General features: G+C 40.1%; 15 protein-coding genes and 1 tRNA gene. 7 read left to right on the top strand and 9 right to left on the bottom strand.

The window, feature by feature from the left end; all coding sequences use genetic code 11:
* Window positions 1-69: 69 nt before the first annotated feature.
* From recG to gmk, 5 genes are read right to left on the bottom strand one after another with little or no spacing between them, the layout of a single operon-like run.
* Complete coding sequence (gene recG / locus PSF28_RS12775; RefSeq protein WP_272685160.1) at window positions 70-2,151, bottom strand: ATP-dependent DNA helicase RecG; 2,082 nt, start codon at window positions 2,149-2,151, stop codon at window positions 70-72.
* Between the two features lie 15 nt (window positions 2,152-2,166).
* On the bottom strand, window positions 2,167-2,880 hold the full coding sequence (trmH, locus tag PSF28_RS12780) for a tRNA (guanosine(18)-2'-O)-methyltransferase TrmH (protein WP_210837951.1): 714 nt from the start codon (window positions 2,878-2,880) through the stop codon (window positions 2,167-2,169).
* Between the two features lie 22 nt (window positions 2,881-2,902).
* Window positions 2,903-5,020, bottom strand: coding sequence for a bifunctional GTP diphosphokinase/guanosine-3',5'-bis pyrophosphate 3'-pyrophosphohydrolase (gene spoT, locus PSF28_RS12785; protein WP_210837953.1), 2,118 nt, complete (start codon window positions 5,018-5,020; stop codon window positions 2,903-2,905).
* Window positions 5,021-5,039: 19 nt separating this feature from the next.
* Window positions 5,040-5,315: a DNA-directed RNA polymerase subunit omega gene (gene rpoZ, locus PSF28_RS12790; protein ID WP_004262665.1), complete on the bottom strand. Its 276-nt coding sequence runs from the start codon at window positions 5,313-5,315 to the stop codon at window positions 5,040-5,042.
* A gap of 56 nt (window positions 5,316-5,371) precedes the next feature.
* Window positions 5,372-5,995 carry a guanylate kinase gene (gene gmk, locus PSF28_RS12795; protein ID WP_210837955.1) on the bottom strand — a complete coding sequence of 208 codons (624 nt, stop codon included), beginning with the start codon at window positions 5,993-5,995 and terminating at the stop codon, window positions 5,372-5,374.
* 336 nt (window positions 5,996-6,331) lie between these two features.
* Here gmk and ligB point away from each other — a divergent pair, with 336 nt between their 5' ends.
* Window positions 6,332-8,056 carry an NAD-dependent DNA ligase LigB gene (gene ligB / locus PSF28_RS12800; protein ID WP_272685161.1) on the top strand — a complete coding sequence of 575 codons (1,725 nt, stop codon included), beginning with the start codon at window positions 6,332-6,334 and terminating at the stop codon, window positions 8,054-8,056.
* A 17-nt stretch (window positions 8,057-8,073) separates the two neighbouring features.
* Here the strand turns inward: ligB and PSF28_RS12805 are convergent, their stop codons facing one another.
* Window positions 8,074-8,688: a trimeric intracellular cation channel family protein gene (locus PSF28_RS12805; RefSeq protein ID WP_004266070.1), complete on the bottom strand. Its 615-nt coding sequence runs from the start codon at window positions 8,686-8,688 to the stop codon at window positions 8,074-8,076.
* 122 nt (window positions 8,689-8,810) lie between these two features.
* Between PSF28_RS12805 and PSF28_RS12810 the strand changes: the two genes are divergently transcribed.
* Window positions 8,811-10,148 carry a DUF3748 domain-containing protein gene (locus PSF28_RS12810; RefSeq protein WP_272685162.1) on the top strand — a complete coding sequence of 446 codons (1,338 nt, stop codon included), beginning with the start codon at window positions 8,811-8,813 and terminating at the stop codon, window positions 10,146-10,148.
* Window positions 10,149-10,441: 293 nt separating this feature from the next.
* Here PSF28_RS12810 and PSF28_RS12815 read toward each other — a convergent pair whose 3' ends face one another.
* Window positions 10,442-10,756, bottom strand: a complete 315-nt coding sequence (locus PSF28_RS12815; RefSeq protein ID WP_210837960.1) for a YceK/YidQ family lipoprotein — start codon at window positions 10,754-10,756, stop codon at window positions 10,442-10,444.
* Window positions 10,757-11,146: 390 nt separating this feature from the next.
* Here PSF28_RS12815 and PSF28_RS12820 point away from each other — a divergent pair, with 390 nt between their 5' ends.
* Complete coding sequence (locus PSF28_RS12820; protein WP_210837211.1) at window positions 11,147-12,805, top strand: putative transporter; 1,659 nt, start codon at window positions 11,147-11,149, stop codon at window positions 12,803-12,805.
* A gap of 332 nt (window positions 12,806-13,137) precedes the next feature.
* Here PSF28_RS12820 and PSF28_RS12825 read toward each other — a convergent pair whose 3' ends face one another.
* Window positions 13,138-14,394 (bottom strand): valine--pyruvate transaminase, encoded by a 1,257-nt coding sequence (locus tag PSF28_RS12825; RefSeq protein ID WP_115166400.1) that lies wholly within the window; start codon window positions 14,392-14,394, stop codon window positions 13,138-13,140.
* Between the two features lie 205 nt (window positions 14,395-14,599).
* Complete coding sequence (locus PSF28_RS12830; protein WP_272685163.1) at window positions 14,600-15,163, bottom strand: DNA-3-methyladenine glycosylase I; 564 nt, start codon at window positions 15,161-15,163, stop codon at window positions 14,600-14,602.
* Window positions 15,164-15,365: 202 nt separating this feature from the next.
* On the opposite strand from PSF28_RS12830, the gene glyQ reads away from it, so the two are divergent.
* From glyQ to PSF28_RS12850, 4 genes are all read left to right on the top strand, one after another.
* Window positions 15,366-16,274, top strand: coding sequence for a glycine--tRNA ligase subunit alpha (gene glyQ, locus PSF28_RS12835; protein ID WP_004262647.1), 909 nt, complete (start codon window positions 15,366-15,368; stop codon window positions 16,272-16,274).
* A 9-nt stretch (window positions 16,275-16,283) separates the two neighbouring features.
* Window positions 16,284-18,353 (top strand): glycine--tRNA ligase subunit beta, encoded by a 2,070-nt coding sequence (gene glyS / locus PSF28_RS12840; RefSeq protein WP_210837215.1) that lies wholly within the window; start codon window positions 16,284-16,286, stop codon window positions 18,351-18,353.
* 220 nt (window positions 18,354-18,573) lie between these two features.
* Window positions 18,574-18,650: transfer RNA gene (locus PSF28_RS12845), tRNA-Pro, on the top strand.
* 290 nt (window positions 18,651-18,940) lie between these two features.
* Entirely contained in the window at window positions 18,941-20,464 is a 1,524-nt protein-coding gene (locus PSF28_RS12850; RefSeq protein WP_210837216.1) for a ShlB/FhaC/HecB family hemolysin secretion/activation protein, read from the top strand.
* Window positions 20,465-20,950: the final 486 nt, after the last annotated feature.

Consider the following 20,950-nt stretch of genomic DNA (forward strand, 5'->3'; position numbering starts at 1 on the left):
CAGGTATTGCCGTGAAAATATTCACGGCAATTTTCGTTTTAAGGAATAAATAAAAAGAAGATATAAGATTTAAGCGTGGCTGTATTGTTCTCGCTCAGGTAACCAGCGCTCAATAAGTTGTTGTGCATTCTCAGGATAATTTTGTTGAATATGACGTGCAAGGCGTTGCACTTCTGGCAACATATATTGGTCACGTAATAAATCAGCAACTTTAAATTCTGCATTTCCTGTTTGCCTCGTACCCAATAATTCCCCAGGTCCACGAATTTCGAGATCTTTTTGTGCGATAACAAAGCCGTCATTGCTGTCTCGCAACACTTGTAGTCTTTGTTTTGCAGTATGGGTTAGCGGGGTTTTGTACAGTAATACGCAGTGAGATGCGATAGCTCCACGGCCGACTCGCCCTCTTAGTTGGTGCAACTGAGCTAAACCAAGGCGCTCAGGGTTATCTATAATCATTAAACTTGCATTAGGCACATCAACGCCGACTTCAATGACTGTCGTTGCAACCAGTAGCTGAATTTCATTATTCTTGAATGCAGCCATAATACTTTGCTTTTCAGCAGGTTTCATTCGCCCATGGACTAGGCCAACTTTTAATTCAGGTAATGCCAGTGCGAGTTCTTCGCTGGTCACTTGAGCTGCTTGTGCTTCTAATAATTCAGAGTCTTCAATGAGTGTACAGACCCAATAGGCTTGGCGGCCTTCTTCAATACAGGCTTGGCGAACGCGTTCAATAATATCGTTACGGCGAGTGTCCGGAATGGCGACAGTGGTGACAGGTGTTCGACCTGGAGGAAGTTCATCGATGACTGAGGTATCTAAGTCTGCATAAGCTGTCATCGCCAATGTACGTGGGATTGGTGTAGCGGTCATAATCAATTGATGAGGGTGATACCCTTGTTGTTCACCTTTTTCACGCAGAGCGAGCCGCTGATGAACGCCAAAGCGATGTTGCTCATCAATGATAACGAGCCCCAGAGCTTTAAAGCTCACTTGCTCTTGGAAAATAGCGTGTGTTCCCACTATCATCGCAACGTCTCCATTTGCGATAGCATCTTGCTGTGCCTGACGTGCCTTACCCTTTTGTTTACCTGCGAGCCAACCGACTTTAATACCTAAAGGTTCTAACCATTGTTTGAACGTATTGGCATGTTGCTCTGCAAGAATTTCGGTAGGGGCCATCAAAGCCACTTGTTTGCCATTCTCGATAGCACAAACGGCTGCTAAGGCTGCAACGAGAGTTTTCCCTGACCCCACATCCCCTTGAATCAAGCGCATCATAGGGGCATCTTTAGCGAGGTCTGCTTCAATTTCGCCAACAACACGGTTTTGTGCATTTGTTGGTGAAAACGGTAATTGCGCGAGTAACTGAGATTTTAACTGACCACTTGTCACTAAAGGTTCAGCATATAGGCGTTCGTTGCCTGCACGGATGGCTAGCATGCTGAGATGGTGAGCGAGTAGCTCTTCGAGGATTAACCGTTTTTGAGCTGGGTGGTGTCCTTTTTCAAGTTCACTCAAAGCAACATTCGGGGGAGGGTTGTGTAATAAGCGAATGGCATCTGGTAAGTTTATCATGCCCCGGCTAAGTTCTTCCGGTAATAACTCCTTTATGTTCCCGCTATCGAGTAATCCTAGCGCTTGCTCCATGACTTTACGTAAAGTCACTTGGCGAACACCTTCAGTGGTTGGATAAACGGGTGTTAAGTTCTCTTGCAAGCTGATATTGCTAGTATCTTGCGAAACTTTATATTCAGGGTGAATGATTTCTGGCCCTGTATTTCCTCTGCGAACCTCCCCATAGGCAGTGACCTGTTTTCCTTCCGCTAAGTTATTTTTCATTGCCGCTGAAAAATTAAAAAAACGTAAAGTGAGGTTGCCTGTGCCATCGGAAATTAAGCAGGTCATCATTCTTTTGCGGCCAAATACGACTTTAGTTTGCAGTATTTCACCAGTAATCGTTGCAGTCGTGCCGGGTAGGAGATCTTTTATTTGATATAGACGGGTGTGGTCTTCATAGCGCAAAGGAAAATGGAGAAGAAGGTCTTGAACGGTGTTCAAACCGATTTTACGCATTTTTTCTGACTGGCTTGCTCCAATTCCGTGCAATGAAGTCAGTGAAATGGTATCAAGTAACCCATTATTCATAGTATTTCCTTTTATTTAACCAAACTGCCGTCTTTTCATTTTTTCGGTTAATTGCATTTGCGCCCACCATGTGTCATCAGCTTCAATTTGCCCTTGGGTATTGATAAATGGGCGAGGAAGTCCCTTACGTTTAGCAACTTCAGCCAGTACAGGATAACCGCCTTCAAATAACCAAGTTTGCTGTTCATCTGGAGAGAGTAGGCAATGTTCGCGCTCGTACATACCCGCTTGCTGCCGTTGCCGTTGTGCTTCATATAAAATCAATGCAGAAGCGACGGAAACATTCAAAGATTGCACCATGCCAGCCATTGGAATGATAATGTGTTTATCAGCCAATGCGAGGGCTTGTTGTGAAATCCCGGTTTTCTCTTGTCCCATCATAATACAAGTTGGCAAAGTATAATCAATTTCACGAAAATCAACGGCATGTTCCGACAAGTTAGTTGCTAAAACCTGCATGTTTTGTGATTTTATTTGGGAAATTGCTTCTTCGGTGGATGTGTGTGAAATAATTTTAACCCAGCTATTACTCCCCGCAGCAGAAGAAACGGACAGTTTGACCTGTTGGTCAGGCCAAATAGCATGAATTTGATGGATCCCTACGGCATCGGCACTGCGTACAATGGCAGAAACATTATGCGGTTTATGGATTTCTTCGAGACAGAGAGTTAGGTCGGGCTGCCGCATCGCCATCATTTGGCAAATGCGGCGATAGCGGCGTTCATTCATAGTTATTAATTAGGTATGGTCATTAATTACGGTTTCGGCTGACACGTAGAACGTCAGGCATAATACGGATTTTCCGCATTACATTTGCCAATTGAATCCGGTTTTTAGTCGTAAGGCGGATAAAGGCACAATATACACGGCCATCTTTCTCTTCTGTATTCATACTTTGAATACTTGAATTAGCGTCATTAATAGCGGCAGTTAAATTCGCTAAAGCGCCTTGATGGTTAATCATATCGACTTTAATTTCAGCGATAAAGTCGGCATCGGTGTCGTTATCCCATTCAACAGCCATAAATTTGTCGGGTTCTTTTTGATAACCACGGATGTTGCGGCAAGACTCATGATGGATAACCAGACCTTTTCCAGGACTAATATGCGCAACAATTGGGTCACCAGGAATCGGACGGCAACATTTTGCGAAAGTAATAAGAACGCCATCAGCTCCTTTAATGGATAGTTTATTGCGGCTTTCGACAACGGCCTGTTCTTCCGGTGTATTTTGTGGGTTGTTTTGTAAATTACGTGCAACAACCACACTCATGGCATTACCCAACCCAATTTCAGCAAGCAAATCATCGATAGAATGCAGCTTCATACGGGCTAATTCTGCATCAATATTGGCTTGAGGGATATCAGTGAGTTTATTTCCTGCCCCTAGGGCATGGTTGAGTAAACGACGACCTAAATTAATAGAGTCTTCACGTTTTAAGTTTTTCAATAACTGGCGAATTTTAGCTCGTGCTTTTGAGCTGACAACAAAATTGAGCCATGCCGCATTTGGACGTGCGCCAGGTGCGGTAATAATTTCGACAGTTTGGCCGCTAGTCAGGGATTGCGAAAGCGGGTAAGGCTGGCGATCAACGCGTGCGCCCACGCAAGCATGACCAATATCTGTGTGCACCGCGTAGGCAAAGTCAACAGGTGTGGCACCAGTAGGTAACTCCACAATGCGGCCTTCAGGGGTGAAAACGTAGATTTCATCTGGAAATAGATCCGATTTAACGCTTTCAATAAATTCAAATGAGCTACCTGCACTTTGTTGTAATTCAAGTAGGCTTTGCATCCAACGTTGAGCCCTAACTTGTGCAGTAGTACCTTGTTCACCTTGCTCTTTATAGGCCCAATGTGCAGCAACCCCCATCTCAGCCATTTGGTCCATGTCTTCTGTACGAATTTGCACTTCGACAGGAACACCATGCGGCCCTATCAGGGAGGTATGTAATGATTGATAGCCGTTGGCTTTAGGGATGGCAATATAGTCTTTGATACGCCCCGGGCGCGGTTTATACAAACTATGCATCTGACCTAAAACGCGGTAGCAAGTATCTACATCTTTCACAATTACCCTAAAAGCATAGATATCCATAATAGAATGGAAACGTTGCTCTTTTTGGTGCATTTTGCGATAGATGGAATAAAGATGTTTTTCTCTGCCACTCACGCGACAAGGAACACCAGCCTCAGTTAGCCTACCGTCAATTTCTGAGAGAATTTTTTGGATCATCTCTTTTCGGTTACCGCGAGCAGCCTTGACGACTTCCTTAATAACACGATAACGGTTGGGATATAACGCTTCAAAACCAAGCTCTTCAAGCTCTGTTTTAATGTGGTGTATACCTAGCCTGTGGGCTAACGGGCTATATATTTCAAGGGTTTCACGTGCAATGCGTCGACGCTTATCGGGCCTAAGTGACCCTAACGTGCGCATGTTGTGAGTGCGGTCTGCCAGTTTTATCAAAATGACACGGATATCTTTTACCATTGCCATGATCATTTTGCGGAAGTTTTCTGCTTGAGCTTCTTTTTTGTCGCGAAAGTTGAGCTTGTCTAGTTTGGATACACCTTCAACGAGACCGGCGACGGTGGTACCAAACAATTCTTCTATGTCTTGAAATGTCGCTGGAGTATCTTCAATCACATCATGAAGTAGCGCTGCCATTAGTGTTTCATGGTCCAAGCGCATCTCAGCAAGAATACAAGCAACAGCAACTGGGTGAGTAATATAGGGCTCACCACTCGAACGGGTCTGTCCTTCATGGGCATCCCGTGCAACAACATAGGCTTTTCTTAGTAATTCAACTTGTTCTTTAGGAAGATACTTTTGAATGACTAAATTAAGGCTTTCAAACAGATACAAGGCAGACCCACCTTAGTGATTAGCGACGACCTTCAGCGATTGCAGAAACTGCTTGCATTTCAGCCGCTTCTTGCTCTTGCTGTTCTTGGCGTTCACGCACATCTAAAATGTGACCGTTGATTAAACCTTCTTCTACTTCACGTAATGCGATAACAGTATATTTATCATTTTCTTCAGGAACTAAAGGGTCTTTTCCACCCGTTTGTAACTGACGAGCTCTACGTGCCGCAACCAATACGAGGTCAAAACGGTTACCAATTTTCTCTACTGCGTCTTGAACAGTTACGCGTGCCATAAGTGTGCTACTCCAAAGAAATAAAAAAATGACCTGATATGATACTGAAACTATGCTCAGTCTGCTAGTAATTTGCTGATTAAAGCATCATGTCGCTGAACTTGACGCTCTAACTTTAAACGCTCAGTACGGATGATAGATTGTAAATCGCTCAGCGCGGTATTGAAATCATCATTAACAATAAGGTAATCATACTCGTTGAAATGTTCAATTTCACCTACTGCTTGTGACATCCGTTTTTCAATAACGTCATCGCTGTCTTGTCCGCGCCCTCTTAGGCGACGATAAAGTTCATCTTTTGATGGTGGGAGAATAAAAATGCTGCGTGCTTCAGGCATTGTAGCCCTAATTTGCTGCGCTCCCTGCCAATCGATATCAAGAAAAACATCCACACCGCTGTTTAATACATCTTTAATGATGGGTTTGGACGTCCCATAATAATTCCCAAAAACGCATGCATGTTCTAGGAATTCACCTTTGTCGACCATTTGTAAAAAATCAGTTTCAGATACAAAAAAATAGTGCTCGCCGTGAACTTCCCCTGGACGTGCAGCTCGAGTTGTATGAGAAACGGAAACTTGAGTGTCATACAGTGGTTGTGTTTTTAATAAAGCCTGAATCAGACTTGATTTCCCTGCACCACTAGGGGCAGAAACAATATATAACGTGCCTTGTATCATGATGATTTCTTGAATAGTCGAGGATTAAACATAAAAGATGGAGATAAACCCGACATAGTATACACGGACTTGCATCAACATGCAGCGATATCAATAAATCATGAATTTTAATTAAATGAATTTGATGAGTAACTAAATTGTGAACAGGCTCGAGAAATTAACTTATTACTGATGAAAGCAACATTTGTTTTGCGAAGCTTTTTACAAATAATTCTTTTTACAGAGGCAGAGTGAGGGAAGTTGTTCCATGCTTAGTGAATGAGGGCAAAATACTTTAAAGGAATGGCATCCCAATGGATTAGTAATAACTGGGAATAGTTATAACAAGGAATAGTTATGATTTATATTTTGTATGGTTATTGGTTAGCATCAGCTTATAGGTTAGGTGGGTTAATTATTGGGGTAATGGCGTGTATTAATATTGCCCAAGCATCGCAGCAAGGTGCTATTAATGAACAGTGTGAAGGACAAAATAGTAAAATAATAAGGCAGGAGAGTTATCGGCTAGGTACACAATTACAGCAGTGGAACCAAACTTACCGTTTGGCTGGTAGCAGTTCGATTAGTGACGAAGCTTATGATCAGCTCTTTAATTTGTGGCGTTCTTTACAGCGATGTCAGCAACTCCCTGAAGTATTACCAGATGTACAACTACCTGAAAAATCCAAATTGACTATGCATCCTATTCCTCATACAGGGTTGAAGAAGCTCAATGAGTCAGAGGTTTATAGTTGGGTAGCAACACGTAAAAATATTTGGTTGCAACCTAAAGTTGATGGTGTAGCGGTAACATTGGTTTATAAAAATGGCAAGCTTATCTCTATGATTAGTAGAGGAAATAGTATTGAAGGAATAGAGTGGCGAGCAAAAGCAGACTTTATTCCTGCTATACCTAAACAAATTAAATATTCAAGTATGTTAGTCCTTCAAGGTGAACTATTTTGGCGTATGAATGGGCATATTCAAGCTAAAAGTGGGGGAGTAAATGCTCGTAATAAGATTGCGGGGTGGTTAATGCGCAAAAATACCCCAACCGCTCCCGAAGAAAATATTGGTATTTTTATTTGGGCATGGCCAGCGGGAGATGCTAATCCAAAAACACAGTTAACATTACTTTCTGAGATAGGTTTTCCGCTAGCTGAGCAATATAGCCATAAAATTGAGAATGAAACCCAAGCTAAACAACTGAGGGAATACTATTATCAAGGCCAATTGCCATTTGCAACTGATGGCGTAGTACTTAAAAATTTTCCAGCGCCAGCGGCATCAGCTTGGCAATCAAAACAAAATAGTTGGGCAATTGCTTGGAAGTATCCATTACGTAGTGTGTTATCAGAGGTTACTAAACTCAAATTCAATATAGGCAGAACAGGAAAAGTTAGTGTCGTTACCGAGATAATCCCCATCAATATTGATTCGAAAACTATTTCAAAGGTAAATGCTGGCTCATTATCATCATGGGAAAAACGAGATTTACTGGTTGGAGATAAAATACTTGTCTCTCTTTCAGGGCTTGGAAGCCCAAAGATTGAAGAAGTTGTTTGGCGGCGAGAGAAGCGCGAATATCCAAATGTATCAACATTCAAGCAATTTCATGCACTCAGTTGCCTGACTTATACGAAAGTTTGCTCGCAGCAATTTGTCGCAAGGTTAACATGGCTAGGTAAACAACTCAGTATTCGAGGTATAAATCAAGCAACATGGCGCCAGTGGGCTGAGGGCCATAATCTTACTCAACTAACAACTTGGTTGTCAGAACAATGGCAAAGTGATTTACCTAAAGGCAAAAAGCATCAAATGTTAGTAAAGCAACTGAAAATGGCAAAGGCTCAACCTATTTCGCTTTGGTTAAAAGGCCTAGCAATTCCACTACCTAAATTGCATGTAAAGAAAGTGAGTGACATAGATATGTTGTATGATTCTTCATGGGTTAACAGTATAAATTTGACTGAGCTACAAAAGAAAAAATTAGCTAAATGGTTAGCGGAACCGGAAATTCAATCTATTTTACGTATCTTGTCCGATATGCAAGCTACTCAGCCATCAATAGTAAACTATTGATGGCTGAGACAGTTAAGCTAATCTTGATTTTCGTAATTAAAGATAGGTAAACCAAGACGATAACGAATGGCTATTAGCCTTGCACTTAAGCCAACAACCAGTGTGATAATTACCACGATATCTTTAGGTAGAGGGGTTTGTAATAGGCCAATGTAGATCCAAGCGGCAGCGAAAGAGACGCCTGCATAGACCTCTTTTTGGAAAACTAAAGGGATTGTGTTGCACAGCATGTCTCTTAACACGCCACCAAAAACACCCGTAATTACTGCTGCGATGGCAGCGATGATCGGGCTATAGTTCATATCGAGGGCAATTTGGGCGCCGAGTATAGAAAATACAATGAGCCCGATAGCATCTAATATGAGGAATAACCGGCGTAAATGTTTCATCATAGGCGCTATCCAAATTGTCACAATAGCGGCGCCTGCAACAGTCAGGATATACTCAGGGTGTTCCACCCAGCCTAAAGGGTAATGGCCAAGTAAAATATCACGGACGGAACCACCACCAATTGCCGTTGCAGACGCAATAATGATGACGCCAAAGACATCCATTTTTCGCCTGCCTGCTGCAAGTGCTCCAGTCATGGCTTCTGCGGTGATACCAATAATATAAAGTACACTTAATAACATGGTAGTTTTGTTCAAGACTAAGGTTATTGCTAAAGGGTAATATTACTTGTGAAACTTCTCGACTGAGATTTTCTAGTATTGACTAAACTAGATTAGTTAAAGTAATCCGATAGCGATATTAAATGATGTCAAAGGATAACAGATTGAATAATAAATTGCCCTATAAAGAAACACGTTTAACATACGATGAGCGAAGCCATCAACTAACGAACATTAATATTTGGACTCCAGATAGCCAGTGGTTAGCTTATGATATACGACCAAGCGGTAGCTCTTTTACCGGTTTATCTATAGAAAAAATTCATGTAAAAACATTACAGACCGTTGAAATTTATCACGCAAGCCATGGAGCTCACGTTGGAGTGGTAACGGTAAGTCCTCAACTACCAATTCAATATGCTTTTATCCATGGTCCTGAGCACCCAGATGAACAGTGGCAATATGACTTTCACCATCGAAGAGGGGTGTATGTTAAAGAAGAGCAATTAAATATAGCTCACCCAATTGATGCAATGTGTATTACCCCTCCTTATTTAGTGGGTGCATTACGTGGAGGCACTCATGTCCATGTTTATAGTCCAGACGGAAAGTGGCTGAGTTTTACCTATAACGACCACGTAATGCATGAATTAGATGTGCAATTAGACCAACGAAATGTCGCAATTGCAGTACCTATTGGGCCCGTTAATGTGAACCCTAAAAAACATTTTCGAGAATATAATGGCGATTACTTTTGTTGTGTTGTGACGCGAACAACGCAACAACCTAAACCAAGCAGCGATGAAATTAGCCGTGCATATGAAGAGGGTTGGGTAGGTCAAAAAGGCTATCAAAAAGAGAATGGAAAGTGGCAGGAAAGAGCGCTGGTGTTTATTGGCGATACTCATTCTACAGATGGAGAAATTATTCCTGAGATCTACATTGTCGATCTGCCTTCACAGCCGGAGGATTTCATGGTTGCGGGGGAATTTCCTATCCAAGGAACAGAGTCGAGTATGCCTTCCCCACCAAAAGGTATAAAGCAAAGGCGCTTAACCTATACGCACAATAGAAAATTTCCGGGTTTATCAAAAACCCCTAGGCATTGGCTTAGAACTTCGCCAGATGGTAAATCGATCGCTTGTTTGATGAATGATGATGGCGGTAATGCTCAGTTATGGTTAGTTGATACGCTAACTGGAATACAAAGGCAAATAACGCATGGTTCTTCACCGGTTCAGTCTGCTTTTAGCTGGGATAGTAAAGGTCAGCACATCTGCTTTATTCGTGACAATAGTGTCATGTATTGCCATGCCGTGACCGGAGCCATACAAAAATTAACACAACGGACTGAACTTGCTCCTGTTGCTGATGCAGTTGTATTTTCACCTAATGATGAGTTGATCGCATTTATGCGTGATATTGATGGATTTAGGCAAATTTATACAGTAGAAACTGGTTTAAATCAGCAAATGAAATAGTTAGATTACTACAATTACGAATAAACAAGTCCTGATTAACTTTTTTATTTGTAATTGTTTTTATTTTACTCTAATTGGTGTTTAGAACACTTAATTGCTAATTATTCATATGTTGAGTACAAAGACACTTATAAATAAAACATTTAGCTAAAAATAGTTCTTATCAAAATAAGATAATAATTAAAGAAGTATTATATAAATGATTACTTAGATCTTAGATTGGAAATAATGTATTGGTAAATACATTTATTACACAGTAAAATTTTAATTACAAACGTTTGATTTAACCTAAATTAATTTTTGGCTTTATCTTTCTTTTCAAGTTCTTCTATACGTTTCTTTGGTGAATCAGCTTTATCATCATTACCCGATTTCGCGTAATCTAAAGGAATTAAAAGAGTATCCATAACAACAGAAAAGGGTAAATCAATAGCAAGCAAAGGCTTAACAACCCAGCCGGTTTCATCATCTTTAATCATTTTAATACTATTTTTCGAACCAGGGTAATAACCTTCTGATGGGCCTGCATGAGTCATAATACTTGAGCAACCACTCAAAATAAGCGGTGCGATAAGGAAACATAATCGTATTGAAATTAAACTCGGCATAGACGTTGTTAACCTGTATTTAGCTTGTTATTCCTAATATTGACTTATAATAACGAAAAACAAAAAATTCACAATAATGGCGTCATATTATTATTTTATTTAACCGTATGTATTTTTTTAGTTAATAGTTTACTTGTAGCTATTAACTAAAAATATTTGTCTTCTGTTTCTATTCGATGAATGATAAATAACGTTAAGAAATAAAGACATACTATTTTATATTTGTTATCAGTTTGAAAATTCTAAAAAAATAGATCATTTATTCATTCTGAACTGTGCTCTATGACACATATTACCCTTATGCTATTTGGCATAATCGATTCAGTAGTATGTTTTATCACCTATTTGGGTGTGTTTAATGGGTAACTTGTCGTCAAAAGGATGCGGTCTATGAGTGAATTAGCTCTTACTGTAAGTTTGTTGGCGTTAGCTGCTGCTTTAGGGCTATGGATTGGTAATTGGAAGATCCGTAGTGTTGGGCTGGGGATTGGTGGTGTCCTATTTGGGGGGATCATCGTTGGGCATTTTGCCCAAAGTTACGGCTTACAACTGAATAAAGACATGCTGCATTTTATTCAAGAGTTTGGCTTGATACTATTTGTATACACGATTGGTATTCAGGTTGGGCCTGGTTTTTTCTCTTCTCTTCGTGTTTCTGGTCTCAAACTAAATGGCTTTGCGTTGATGGTTGTTGTCTTAGGTGCGGTGGTAACAGCAATCATATATAAAGTCGCGAATATTCCATTACCAATTATCCTAGGTATTTTTTCAGGGGCGGTAACGAATACGCCATCTTTAGGTGCCGGTCAGCAAATTTTAACTGACCTAGGTTCTGACCCTAATCTAATAGGCCAAATGGGAATGGGCTACGCCATGGCTTACCCTATGGGGATTTGTGGCATCTTACTGGTGATGTGGTTAGTACGCATCATCTTTAGAATTTCAGTAGAGAAAGAAGCTTCTGCATTTAATAGTTCCTCTTTTCAACAGCGCGACTCCCTGCAGACGATGAATATTGCCATTCGTAACGCCAATCTTGATGGTTTAATGATGCAAGATATCCCACTGCTTGGTAGCGAAGCAATTGTTTGTTCAAGATTAAAACGCGGAGATATGCTCGTTGTTCCTCAACCCACAACAGAAATTCATTTAGGTGACTTATTGCACGTTGTTGGCTTAAAAGATGATTTAAATAAAGTTCGCTTAATATTAGGCGAAGAAGTTGATGCATCTCTGTCTACATCAAGCTCTATTTTACATTCCGTTCGTGTGGTCGTGACGAATGATGCCGTACTAAGTAAAAGGCTTAAGGACTTAAATTTAAAACAAAAATATGACGTTGTTGTGACACGATTAAACCGTACGGGTATTGATCTAGTCGCTAATAACAATTCAGTTTTACAATTTGGTGATATTTTAAATATTGTTGGTCGCCCCGAATCAATTGAAGCAGTTACCGCTTTACTAGGTAATGCAAAACAAAAATTACAGCAAGTTCAAATGTTACCTGTGTTCCTTGGAATCGGGCTAGGGGTTGTGCTGGGCTCAATACCAGTTTTTGTTCCTGGTTTCCCAGCAGCGTTAAAACTTGGACTAGCAGGAGGCCCGCTAGTTGTTGCATTAATTCTAGGTCGTATAGGGACTATTGGGCGCTTATATTGGTTTATGCCGCCGAGCGCTAACCTTGCGTTAAGGGAGCTAGGAATTGTCATGTTCCTCGCAGTGGTAGGGCTCAATTCGGGTGGTGGCTTCATTGATACTTTAATTAAAGGCGATGGGTTGACGTGGATTGGCTATGGGTTATTGATTACATTTATTCCGTTGTTTATTACAGGTGTGGTAGCTCGAATTTTTGGCAAAATGAACTATTTGAGCCTTTGTGGGGTGCTTGCGGGTTCCATGACAGACCCTCCTGCGTTAGCATTCGCAAATAATATACATGCGACCAGCGGTGCTCCTGCATTATCTTATGCAACAGTTTATCCATTAGCGATGTTTTTAAGAATTATTTCACCTCAATTGCTGGCTATTTTATTTTGGGCTGTTTAGTTAAAGATGACAGCTCATCTGATGAATAACTAAAATTTTGTCATGGCATTAAAAAATATAAATATTTCAATGTGATAGGTGATTTTTGATAATTGAGGTATAAGCGAGCAATGAAAGGTATCACGATATATAGGGGCAAAAAGTGCTTTTGTTCAAGCTATGACCAAATAGAAAAGATGTTCTAATAGTTTTGAATGATATTCGTATTGAAAAGTTAATTTGATTTCAATTACGGAGTTCTCGCTAATTTTTAGCCCTTTCTACATGAAAGGGCTTTTTTTTACCTAAATGTTGCAATAGCAGGGCTAAAAAGCCCTTTGTTGTTTCACAACCTAACAGGTTACTTCTTGATAAGCTTTTTCAAGCTCCTCAGCTAATATTTTGATCCCTTGTTCGATTTTTTCTGGTTCTGGGACATAGTTCATACGCATACATTGATGCGCATGTGGCCAATCTTGTTCAATACCAGGGAAGAAGTAATGGCCGGGAACCATCAATACACCACGTTTTTTTAAGCGTTGGTATAATTCTAAGCAATTAATTGGTAGGTCTTTAAACCATAACCAGAGGAAAATGGCACCTTCTGGCTTATGAATTAAACACTTATCTTCTGGGATATAGCGGCGAATAATTTCGATGGCTTCTTCTACACGCTGCTTATAAAAAGGACCAATTACATTTTTAGATAACGAGATAAGGTCATCTTTTTTAAGCATTTCTAAGGCAAGCGCAGGGCCTATACCACCAGGAGCAAGGCTGATGATGCCATTCATATTACTAACAGCTTCAATGATTTCTTCATTAGCGATGATAATGCCGCATCGAGTTCCAGGTAAACCAAGTTTAGATAAACTCATACAAAGAATAACATTTTCGTTCCAAAATGGCGTAGCTTCGCTGAAGATAATGCCAGGGAAAGGAACACCATAAGCATTATCTATTAGTAGTGGGATATTATGTTGTTTAGCGAGTTGGTCTAAATGCTCAACTTCTTCATCAGTAATGACATTACCAGTCGGATTTGTTGGGCGAGACACACAAATCACACCAATATCATCAGTAACCTCTAATGTGTTGAAGTCGACTCGGTATTTAAATTGACCATTAGGTAAAAATTCAATTTGTGGCTTATTAGCAACGAATAAGCCATCATCAAGACCTGAGTCTGCATAACCGACATATTCAGGGGCAAGAGGAAATAGCACTTTACGGGTGATACCATCTTCAAAGCGACCGGCTAGCAAGTTAAATAGATAGAAAAAAGCACTCTGGCTGCCGTTAGATAGGGCAATATTTTTCGCGCTAATATTCCAACCTAGTTTTGCTTTTAGCGTTGCTGCAAGCGCTTTCAACATGGCATCTTTACCTTGAGGGCCATCATAATTACATAAAGTGTCCGTCAATTGGCCATTAGCACACATCTCAGCTAATAGATCTTGAAAATACTTATCCATTTCAGGGATATGAGCAGGATTTCCTCCCCCTAACATAATGGAGCCAGGGGTTCTTATGCCTTCATTCAAGTCTTTCATTAATAATGAAATACCTGAATTTTGAGCAAATTTATTACCAAATTTAGAAAATATCATCGCATTTATTCACATATGTTTATTAGATTGTTAATGGAATTTAAAACATACTCCGCTGCATCTCAGAGTTCAACCACTCATTTCTATCTTTTTTTAAGTTAAAATATCAAATTAAATCTATTTAATGGTCTAAAATATCGTAATGTTAATGCTTTGGTAGTTTATTTTTCTTTTTACTCGATGAGTTACACCGATAAAAACTAATTTATTTAAATTGGCAACAATTCACTAAATGGTCATTTATCATGCCAGTTGCCTGCATAAAGGCATAACAAGTGATCGAACCGACAAATTTAAACCCACGTTTTTTGAGCGCCTTGGAAAGAAGCTTAGAAATTTCAGTTTCCGCAGGGACTTGCGATGGTTTTTCCCAACCATTGACAATGGGTCGACCATTTACAAATTGCCAAATAAAACTGGAAAAATCTTCACCATTTTCTTTCATGGTTAAATAGGCTTTTGCATTCGCAATAATCCCATTAATTTTTAATCGGTTACGGATGATCCGAGTATCTTGCATAAGTCGCTCAATATCGTCTTCATCCATTAATGCAATTTTTTCGGGATCGAAATGATGAAATAAATAACGATATCCTTGGCGTTTTTTTAAAATAGTGTACCAAGAGAGCCCGGCTTGTTGGCCTTCAAGACAGATCATTTCAAATAATGCTAAGTTGTCATAAGTGGGTTTACCCCATTCATGGTCGTGATAAGCGATATATTCAGGATCTTGATTGACCCAATGGCAGCGTGTCAGAGGAGTATCCATTTTTCATCCTTTTTACAGTCTCGATAACCTTGTTTCAAAAAACAAACCATTTATACTGTATAAATAACCAGTTTAAAAGGGATGAAAGTATTTTTTTTTATTTTTAGAATAAATACAGACATATTCAATGCTGTATATCTTGCGGTCAAAGGGTATACTGGCGTACTTTCATTAAATTTTACGTATCGCGTGCGGATCTAACATGCAAAAGTTTGATACCAAAACCTTCCAAGGTCTTATCCTGACATTACAGGACTACTGGGCGCGTCAAGGCTGTACCATTGTTCAACCATTGGACATGGAAGTCGGCGCAGGAACTTCTCACCCAATGACGTGTTTGCGTGCATTAGGCCCTGAGCCTATTGCTGCGGCTTATGTTCAACCATCTCGTCGGCCAACTGATGGTCGCTATGGTGAGAACCCAAACCGTCTACAACATTATTATCAGTTTCAGGTGATCATCAAACCATCACCAGACAACATCCAAGAATTATACCTGGGTTCTTTAAAAGAATTAGGTGTTGACCCAACCGTTCACGACATTCGTTTTGTTGAAGATAACTGGGAAAACCCAACATTGGGCGCTTGGGGATTAGGCTGGGAAGTGTGGCTTAACGGGATGGAAGTGACTCAGTTTACTTACTTCCAGCAGGTTGGTGGTCTTGAATGTAAACCTGTGACAGGTGAAATTACATACGGCCTAGAACGCTTAGCGATGTATATTCAAGGCGTGGACAGCGTGTATGACCTTGTCTGGTGTGATGGCCCACTGGGTAAAACCACTTATGGTGATATTTATCATCAAAACGAAGTAGAGCAGTCAACCTATAACTTCGAATACGCAAATGTTGATTTTCTTTTCAAATGTTTTGAAGAGTATGAAAAAGAAGCTCAACACTTGCTGGCTTTGGAAACACCACTTCCACTACCTGCATACGAACGTATCTTGAAAGCGGCTCACACTTTCAACCTACTAGATGCACGTAAAGCCATTTCTGTTACTGAACGCCAACGCTATATTTTACGTATTCGTACCCTAACTAAAGGGGTTGCAGAAGCGTATTATGCTTCTCGTGAAGCGCTTGGATTCCCTATGTGTCATAAGAACTAAGAGGCTGTCATGACTCAACAGACTTTCCTTGTGGAAATCGGCACCGAAGAGTTACCGCCGAAGGCTCTTCGTTCATTAGCTGAATCATTTGCTGCAAATTTTACGGCTGAACTTGATGGCGCTGATATTACCCATGGTGCAGTAACGTGGTTTGCTGCCCCTCGTCGTTTAGCACTTAAAGTAGCTGATTTAGCAGCTTCACAGCCAGACCGTGAAGTTGAAAAACGCGGTCCTGCTATCTCTCAAGCATTTGGTCCGGATGGTAAACCAACTAAAGCGGCTGAAGGCTGGGCTCGTGGTTGTGGTATTACCGTTGACCAAGCTGAACGTTTGGCCACAGATAAAGGCGAATGGTTACTGTATCGTGCTCAAATGAAAGGACAGGCTGTCAGCGAATTATTGGTTGATATGACTAGCCGTGCGCTAGCAAAACTACCAATCCCTAAATTAATGCGTTGGGCAGATAAAGACACTCAATTCGTTCGCCCTGTTCATACGGTCACATTACTGTTAGGTAGTGATGTTATCGAGGGTGAAATTTTAGGTATTAAGAGCGGGCGCACAATTCGTGGCCACCGCTTTATGGGTGAAGCTGAATTTACTATTGATAACGCTGAACAATATCCAGCCATTTTACGTGAACGCGGTAAAGTCATGGCGGATTACGCAGAACGTAAAGCGGTTATTAAAGCGGATGCGGAAAAAGCGGCTCAGGCTCTTGGTGGCCAAGCTGACTTAACGGATAGCTTACTTGAAGAAGTGACTTCATTGGTTGAATGGCCAGTCGTTTTAACGGCTAAATTTGAAGAGAAATTCTTAGATGTCCCTTCAGAAGCGCTCGTTTATACTATGAAAGGGGACCAAAAATATTTCCCAGTTTATGATAAGGCTGGCAAGTTAATGCCTAACTTTATCTTTGTGGCAAATATTGAGTCTTCTGATCCTCAGCAAATCATTTCAGGTAACGAAAAAGTTGTACGTCCGCGTTTAGCTGATGCCGAATTTTTCTTTAAAACTGACCGTAAACAACGTTTGGAAGATAACTTACCACGTTTAGAAACTGTATTGTTCCAAAAACAATTAGGTACGCTGCGTGATAAAACGGATCGTTTAGAAGCGCTAGCGGGCTGGATTGCGAGCAAAATTGGTGCAGATGTCAACCATGCAACACGAGCTGGCTTATTAGCCAAATGTGACTTAATGACTAACATGGTGTTTGAGTTTACAGACACTCAAGGTGTTATGGGAATGCACTATGCACGCCATGACGGTGAGTCAGAAGACGTTGCATTAGCTTTAAAAGAGCAGTATCAGCCACGTTTTTCAGGAGATGCACTTCCATCAACAGACGTGTCAGCTGCATTAGCATTGGCTGAAAAAATGGATACACTTGCTGGTATTTTTGGTATCGGCCAACATCCTAAAGGTGATAAAGATCCATTCGCTCTGCGTCGTGCTGCATTAGGTGTCCTACGCATCATCGTTGAAAAAGGCTACCAGCTTGATCTCGTTGAAATGACAGCAGAAGCTGCTCGTTTATATGGCAATAAATTAACCAATGAAAATGTAGTTAATGACGTTGTAGAGTTTATGCTTGGTCGTTTCCGTTCTTGGTATCAAGAATTAGGCTATAGCATTGATACTATTCAAGCGGTATTAGCTCGTCGTCCAACACAACCTGCTGACTTTGATGCACGAGTGAAAGCAGTTACTCACTTCCGTTCATTAGAAGAAGCACAGGCACTTGCAGCGGCAAATAAACGTGTTTCCAATATTCTGAGTAAATCAGAAGAAAAACTGGCTGACAACGTTTTAGCATCTGTTTTAAAAACACCTGAAGAAGTCAAATTAGCGACTCATGTTGTGGTACTACAAGATAAGCTTGCGCCAATGTTTGCAGAAAGGAATTATCAAGAGGCTTTAGTTGAATTAGCTTCTTTACGCGATATCGTGGATGAATTCTTTGCAAATGTTATGGTAATGGATGAAGACCAAGCGGTGCGTATTAACCGTTTGACGCTATTAAGCCAGTTACGTGAGTTGTTTTTGAAAGTAGCGGATATTTCTTTGCTGCAATAGGCTTGAAATTAGGTTTTTAGCTTATTGTTGACGCTATTTTTACAAATGCTAACCTGTTTGATAAATAAGCACTAAAATACTCTAGTGCTTATTTTTTACTTTAAATAAGGTGATTAGCTTATAAACCTTACCATTTTGGTGGTTTTATCAGCAAACGAACAGAATTGGCGAAAAATGGGTTGACGATCTCCGTTCTTGGCAGTATTATTCACACCGTTTTCGGCGAGTAGCGCAGCTTGGTAGCGCAACTGGTTTGGGACCAGTGGGTCGGAGGTTCGAATCCTCTCTCGCCGACCAAATTCTAAGACCCACCTCATTGAGGTGGGTTTTTTCGTTTTTATCTCTCTTCTTCTATCTATAATTTCAGACTAACTTGCCTTGCTCTTCATCGCCTATTTCTGTTGATATATAGCCAGTTCCTAGTTGGGCTGATGGGTTATTTATGTTCCCAGATAGCCCATTATTTATGAATATCGTTATTCATTCTTATGTTGTTTCCAGTAAAAACGCTTTTTCATTACAAGGACTCGTTAATGAAAGCCAACTACCTTTTATCAATATACCTTTATTTCTTTTTTTGGGGTTTCATGGCTAATAAAGCTTATAGCCATGCTATAACGCCTGTTACTGCCATTACTCAAACATTGCCTACATGTATCATAATTAACCAAGTTTATTTAATCGATGCTCAGCAGCTAACTGAAATTTCATCAAGGCATATTGATGGATGGCGAAAAAAGCTAGAAGGTAAGTGCATTAGCGAGCAAGGTTTGCTCGACTATGCTGACTATATTAGGGCTGAACTTATTAAAGCCGGCTACCTGACCTCTTATTTATATTACCCAGAGCAAACTTTTTTGCTTGGTATCCTACAAGCAAAAATAATAGTAGGAACCGTTTCTTCGGTGGTTTATCAAAACGAGCTGGCGGAAGACAACTTACTGCCACATATATTTCCTTTTAAGCAAGGGGAGGCGCTTAACCTTTGGCATCTTGAGCAAGGCCTATACAATTTACAGAATACGTCTTTGCTTCCCTTTCAAATTAAATTAATTCCAGATAAAACCAATGAAAACGGCACACAAATATTGGTGATTGGCCAACACCGACGTGAATTTCAAGGTATTCTCTCTTTTGAGTCACACTCAATTGCCGGGCAAGTAAGTAATTCAGTTAGCCATACTTTTATGGTTGCTAATCCTTTGCTACGCAGTGACTTTTTATATTCAGAAGTCAGTCGTCAGCTTAGCGGTTCGGAAGACACTGAAATAACATCCGCAGCATTGTTCTACTCCCTGCCATATCATTATTGGCTTTTTTCTGTGTCTGGTGGATATCAGGAAAATAAATCCGTTCTTACTAGCTATGATGTGGCTTTACCACTACAACAGTACCACTGGTTTCTCTTACTAAATGCAGAATACTTATTAAAGCGAACTGAACATTCGGTTACTTCAATAAGTCTAGGATCTCAAATCCAAAAAAGTGACACTTTTTTATCTGATTTATACTTACAAACACAACAGCGTTTTGCTAATTACATTATTGGTGAATTTTCTCATCAAGCTAGTTTTTCACAAGGTAATACCTCACTAAAATTAAAGTATAAACAAGGAACTGACTGGTTTGGTGCTAATGCACAGCAAATAACGGGATTACGTAAGCCACAAATTTTGAAAATATCACTTTCAGCGTATAGAGAAGTACTTCCTTTTCAATATCAAGGCCAATTTGAGGTACGGCTGAGCCGTGACAAGTTAGATGTAGTACTAGACCAAGAATCATTAGCTGGAGCTGGGGGGATTAGCGGTTTTATTGGTGGATCGCAATATACTGATATGGGGGATAATAGCTTAAGGTTGGAAAATGAACTGTTATGGAATACTCCTTGGCAACAAGTGGCTCTATATACTTCATTGGGGATAGGGGCAACGGCGAATGATAAAGCAACATTTTGGAAGGAAAACGTATTACTAGGTGGAAGGATTGGTGCGAAAGGCCAATTAGGGCGTTTGTCATATCACTTATTTACAGAAACTCCGCTTTGGCAAGGAAACCGACCTTTTGCGCAGAATGTCAGCTCAGGCTTTCATGTCTCATTTTATTATTAATAAAATCAGTAGACTGTGTTGCTTGCTGCGTCATCTAAGTGGTATTTTTTATACAAATTAGCTAATTGTAGTTTTTATCGCCTGTATTAGAGCATTTTCTGTACACCCATGAAATGAGTGAAAGAATGCGACGAGTACTATTTTATTCTTTAAGTTATCAAATGGTTAAAATTATGTTTAGCATCGGCAGTTGAATGTTTTTTATTTGCATAAAAAACAAACTAAATAATTACATACTAAAATAATTTCCACATCGATTCTCTTTAGTGTTTTATTTCGTATCACACCAATAAAAGCACTATATTCGTTCAGTAATTCAGCACTTAATCACAAATATAAAAATAAATAACCTCGATATAAAACCCTATTCATTACTAATTATATGGTTATAACGCCTGCATCTAGTCCTTTATTATGAAATTTTAAGCTAAATTGCAGTGTTAATTGTTTCTAATATGTTACATGAATTGAAGGTGGGTCGTAAAT

This window comes from Providencia sp. PROV130 (assembly GCF_028482225.1).
Classification (GTDB): Bacteria; Pseudomonadota; Gammaproteobacteria; order Enterobacterales; family Enterobacteriaceae; genus Providencia; species Providencia rettgeri.